At 69.9% G+C, this 4,691-nt stretch carries 7 protein-coding genes; 3 read left to right on the forward strand and 4 right to left on the reverse strand.

All coding sequences use genetic code 11. The features are described 5' to 3' along the window. Positions 1-939, reverse strand: a 939-nt coding sequence (locus ACTHJJ_RS05595; protein WP_440301951.1) for a 1-aminocyclopropane-1-carboxylate deaminase, incomplete at its 3' end; no start/stop codon positions are given. A 111-nt stretch (positions 940-1,050) separates the two neighbouring features. On the opposite strand from ACTHJJ_RS05595, the gene ACTHJJ_RS05600 reads away from it, so the two are divergent. Beyond that, on the forward strand, positions 1,051-1,704 hold the full coding sequence (locus ACTHJJ_RS05600; protein ID WP_440301952.1) for a GntR family transcriptional regulator: 654 nt from the start codon (positions 1,051-1,053) through the stop codon (positions 1,702-1,704). A gap of 12 nt (positions 1,705-1,716) precedes the next feature. Here the strand turns inward: ACTHJJ_RS05600 and ACTHJJ_RS05605 are convergent, their stop codons facing one another. Continuing rightward, complete coding sequence (locus ACTHJJ_RS05605) at positions 1,717-2,187, reverse strand: hypothetical protein (RefSeq protein ID WP_440301953.1); 471 nt, start codon at positions 2,185-2,187, stop codon at positions 1,717-1,719. A gap of 186 nt (positions 2,188-2,373) precedes the next feature. Continuing rightward, positions 2,374-3,114 carry a DUF981 family protein gene (locus ACTHJJ_RS05610; RefSeq protein WP_440301954.1) on the reverse strand — a complete coding sequence of 247 codons (741 nt, stop codon included), beginning with the start codon at positions 3,112-3,114 and terminating at the stop codon, positions 2,374-2,376. A 155-nt stretch (positions 3,115-3,269) separates the two neighbouring features. Between ACTHJJ_RS05610 and ACTHJJ_RS05615 the strand changes: the two genes are divergently transcribed. Beyond that, the gene (locus ACTHJJ_RS05615; RefSeq protein WP_440301955.1) at positions 3,270-3,818 is read left to right on the forward strand and encodes a GNAT family N-acetyltransferase; all 549 of its coding nucleotides are present in this window, start codon (positions 3,270-3,272) and stop codon (positions 3,816-3,818) included. Positions 3,819-3,878: 60 nt separating this feature from the next. On the opposite strand, the gene arfB is transcribed toward ACTHJJ_RS05615, so the two are convergent. Beyond that, entirely contained in the window at positions 3,879-4,322 is a 444-nt protein-coding gene (gene arfB / locus ACTHJJ_RS05620) for an alternative ribosome rescue aminoacyl-tRNA hydrolase ArfB (RefSeq protein WP_440301956.1), read from the reverse strand. A gap of 127 nt (positions 4,323-4,449) precedes the next feature. Between arfB and ACTHJJ_RS05625 the strand changes: the two genes are divergently transcribed. Beyond that, positions 4,450-4,691 (forward strand): hypothetical protein (locus ACTHJJ_RS05625; RefSeq protein ID WP_440301957.1); only part of this gene is annotated, 242 nt, incomplete at its 3' end.

Genomic DNA, 4,691 nt, shown 5'->3' on the forward strand with positions numbered 1-4,691 from the left:
CTCGTCCTGGCTGACGAGGTCGATGAGGCCGGCCATCGACTTGCCCTCGTAGACGGGGTCGATGATCATCCCCTCGAGGCTGCCGGAGGTGCGGATCGCATCGATCGTCGACTGGACCGGGATGCCGTAGTAGTCACCGGCCCAGCCCTCGAGGACGGTGACCTCGTCGTCGCGCAGGTCGCGCTCGACGCCGATGAGCTTCGCGGTGTTGCGCGCGATGCGCCCGACCTGCTCGCGGGTCTTGTCGATGGTCGCCGACGCGTCGATCCCGATGACCCGCCGGGGCAGGCCGCCCGCGTCCGCGAGCGCGGCGAAGCCGGCGATCATCCCGGCATGGGTCGAGCCGGTGACGATGCAGACGATGATCGTGTCGAAGAAGACGCCGAGCTGCTGCTCCTGCGCGGCCACCTCGTCGGCCCAGTTGGCGAAGCCGAGGCCGCCGTACTTGTGCTCCGAGGCGCCCGCGGGGATGCCGTAGGGCTTGCCACCCGCCTCCTCGACCTCGCGGATGGCGTCCTCCCAGGAGGAGCGGATCCCGATGTCGAAGCCGGCGGGGTCGAGCCGGACGTCCGCGCCCATGATCCGTGACAGCAGGATGTTGCCGACCTTGTCGTTGACGGCGTCGTCCCAGTCGACCCACTTCTCCTGGACGAGCCGGCACTTGAGGCCGAGCTTGGCGGCGACCGCAGCGACCTGGCGCGTGTGGTTCGACTGGAATCCGCCGATCGAGACGAGCGTGTCGGCCCCCTCGGCCAGGGCGTCGGGGACGATGTACTCGAGCTTGCGGGTCTTGTTGCCACCGAAGGCCAGACCCGAGCTGACGTCCTCGCGCTTGGCCCAGATCTCGGCGCCGCCGAGGTGCTGGGTGAGCCGGTCGAGGCGGTGGACCGGGCTCGGCCCGAAGGTGAGCGGGTAGCGCTCGAAGTCGGTGATGGCCATGGCGGACGCTCCTCAGAAGGTGTCGACCGAGTGCGCCACGGTCGCGCCCTCGCAATCTGCAATATATTGGATTCTGCACTTCACCGACAAGACCGGGGCTACATTTCCGCCATGCCGATCCCGACCGCCCAAGGCGTGCACAAGCGCTCGCTGTTGCGCGACCACGCCTACGAGTCGATCCGGGACGCGATCGTCGACGGCACCCTGGCTCCCGGCGAGCGCCTGCGGGACCAGGAGCTCGAGGGCTGGCTCGGCATCAGCCGAACCCCGATCCGTGAGGCGCTGCTCCGCCTCGAGCGCGCCCGGCTCGTCATCGCGACGCCCGGGCGGGCGACGATCGTCGCGCCGGTCGACCTCGAGTCGACCATCGACTCCCAGCAGGTCGCGGCCTCGATGCACGAGCTGGCGGCACGTCTCGCGACCCCGCTCCTCACCGAGGACGACCTGAAGCGGCTGGAGGCGGCCAACGAGCGTTTCGCGGGATCCCTTGACCGGCAGGACGTCTCGGGCGCCATCGAGGCGGACGACGACTTCCACCGCGTCTTCGTCGCACGCAGCGGCAACGCCGTCATCCCCGAGGTCCTCGAGCGGGTCGTGCCGGTGCTGCGACGCGTCGAGCGGATGCGGTTCGCATCCTTCGCCGGCCGCGGCTCGGTGGACCAGCACGCGGCGATCGTCAGGCACGCCCGCCGTGGCGACGCCGATGCGGCCGCCCAGCTGAACCGGGAGAACTGGCTCTCCCTGCGCTACACCTTTGCGGAGTAGCCGGAGCCCGCGTCAGCGATCGGACGCGCGTTGCCGGTTGCGACCCAGGCGCCAGCTCACGAAGAAGCCGGCCACCGCGAGGATCGCCGTGCTCGCCTCGGCCACCGCGGAGACCAGCTTGCCCGGCGGCAGCCAGGTGGGCTCATACATGTCGGGCAGTCCCGCAATGGCACCGAGGTCGACGTACGTGTAGAGGATGACGGCACCGGCGGCCGAGGCAGCGACGAGCGCCGCGATCGCCCACACCCACGGGCGAGGGTGGAGCAGGAGCGCCGCCGCGAGCACTAGGGCCACCACGGCCTGGGCCCGGAAGAGGGTGGCCTCCCCGATGAGCGTCCCCTGCACCAGCTCATAGCCGTCCGCGTCGCGCAGGTGCACGACGGCGTCGATGACCAGCCCCGCGGCGGTGGCCAGCTGCAGCACACCCAGGGCGAGCCGCTGCCGCGACTGCACCCTGATCGGTTGGACCTCAGTGATTGACATGGCTCCTCCGCATCCTGCGGTTCGCCCCCGTGAAGGGGATCCGGCTCCCGGCTCTCGGGGCCCTACCGGCTGTCACGAGATGGGCCGCCCGGAGGTTCACCGGCCACAGCGAAAGGTGAGCGGAGCACGGAAGCGCACTGAACGGCATACGAACTGGTCGTATGCCGTTCAGCGGGGCTCAGCCGGTCAGCTGGGGACGTGCGTGTTGAAGATGAGGCCGATGTGCGTGAAGAAGTTCATCGCGCCGAACAGGAAGAACCCGAGGCCACCGAGGACCCAGGCGCCGCCGGCCACCCGATGCAACGTGCTGGGACGGCCCGCGACCGCCTCACGCTTGACCGCCCACGGGAAGAGGAGCGCGCCGAGGGCGATCAGGAAGAACAGGCCCGACATGAAGATCGCCTCGACGATCGGATAGTCGGCGAACAGACCCGAGATCGGCTCCTCGGCCGGTGCGACGAAGAACTGGTACCAGAGGCCCGCGATACCGATGCCGACGAGGGCGAGGCCGAGACCGAAGACGAACAGCGAGATGGGCCGGACGAGATCGGCGAGGGTGCGCACCGGGTTGTCGGTGGTGCGCAGGTCCTCACGCCGGCGCCACAGGTACCAGGACGTCGCGGCCAGCAGCACGCCGAAGCCGAGCGAGGTCTCGCCGAAGATGATGTTGTCCCAGGGCAGACCCTTGATCGGCCAGGTGAGGGTCATGTGCAGACCGGTGGCCGTGAGGATGAAGCCGAGCACGCCGAAGGCGAACGCGTAGCCCTCGATGTTGCGCTCCCGCTTGACCCACAGGTCGCGGATGAACCACACGAGCGTCACGAGACCGGCGCCCGCGGCGACCGACATGATCGTGTTGTAGGTGGGCGACAGACTCCAGTCGGTCTGCATGCCCTCGCTTGCCAGAGCCGCTGTTGCGCTCAGCATGTCACTGCCTCCATCAAGGATTGCTTCTACGGGAACATGGACCATAACACTTAAATTTTCAACTACATTCCTCAGCGGTGCCGGCTGCTTGGAATCGCCTGCAGGGCAGACAAATCCGGTGGCGGGATGACCGGCCTGCTGGGAGGCTGCGATCCATGACGCCCAGTGCCCTCGAGACCGACCGGCTCACCCTGCGCGGCTGGAGCCACGACGAGGCGCCCCGGCTGCTCGACATGCTCGGCCGCAAGGACGTCACCCAGTGGCTCGGCGACGGGGAGCCATGGATCATGGCCGACCTCGAGGAGGCGCACCGGACCATCGACCGCTATGCCGAGCGCTCGGCGACACCGCCGATCGGGATCTGGGCCGTCGAGGTGCGCGACACCGGGCAGGTCGCCGGTTCGGTCATGCTCCTGCCGCTCCCGCGCTCCGAGGCGGGCGAGGTCGAGATCGCCTGGCACCTGCACCCCGACTCGTGGGGCCGGGGCTACGCGACCGAGGCGGCTCTGGCCCTGCTCGAGTACGGCTTCAGGTCAGGGCTCTCGGAGGTCCTCGCCGTCACCCACGTCGGCAACGACGCATCGGCACGGGTCTGCGGCCGCCTCGGGATGAGGGACGAGGGCGTCGTGCGTAAGTGGTACGACGTGGACATGCAGCTCTACCGGATCACCGGGCAGGAGTGGGCGCGGCGAAGCGCGCGGTGAACAGGCTTCGGTCGGCAGCGCCGAGGTCGAAGCGCTGCAGACCGGTCCCGGGGGGCCCGATCAACCCGGGGTATAGCGGGCGCGGCCGCGCTTCACCTCGGAGCGGGCCTTCTTGGCCATGAGCCGACGCTCCTGCGAACCACGCGTCGGACGGGTTGCCCGGCGCTTCGCCGGCGGCGGCGCACCGGCCTCCCGCAGGAGCTGAGCAAGCCGCTGCCGAGCGGCCTTGCGGTTGGCCAGCTGGTTCCGGTGCTCGCTTGCCACGACGGTGATCCGCCCGTCGACGAGCCGCCCCCCGAGCCGCTCGAGCATCCGAGCCCGCAGCGGCTCGGGGACCGAGCGTGACCCGACGAGGTCGAAGGTGAGCTCGACGCGGGAGTCGGCCGTGTTGACCCCCTGCCCACCCGGCCCGGAGCTGCGGGAGAAGCGCTCGTGCAGCTCCGCCTCTGGGATCACGAGCCGGCCGTCGACGGCCACGCCCGTCAGGCCTCGCGCTCGGTCCATGACCCCAATGACACCACGAGGCCAAGAACGCGGGCGTGCGCAATCCCCCGCTCAGCCGCTACACCTCATATCGGACGGTGTGCGGCATACGGGCCCGTGCGGGGCGAGGTGTCTGCATCATGGGCGCATGACGCAGCTGAGCCAGGTCGACGTCGTCGACGAGGTCGGGCGCCGAGTCGCCATCGCGCGCAAGGCGGTTCCCGCGTATGCCGCGGACGAGGCGGTCGTCGCCTCGCTCGTCGCGGGCTCGGTGGCGCGCGGACGCGCCGACGCCCTGTCGGACATCGAGCTGGACGTCTACTGGGCGCAGCCGCCGACCGTCACCCAGCGCGAGGCCGCGATCGAGGGCGCCGGCTGGGAGCGGGTCTA

Source organism: Intrasporangium sp., from assembly GCF_051961875.1.
Taxonomy (GTDB): domain Bacteria; phylum Actinomycetota; class Actinomycetes; order Actinomycetales; family Dermatophilaceae; genus Intrasporangium_A.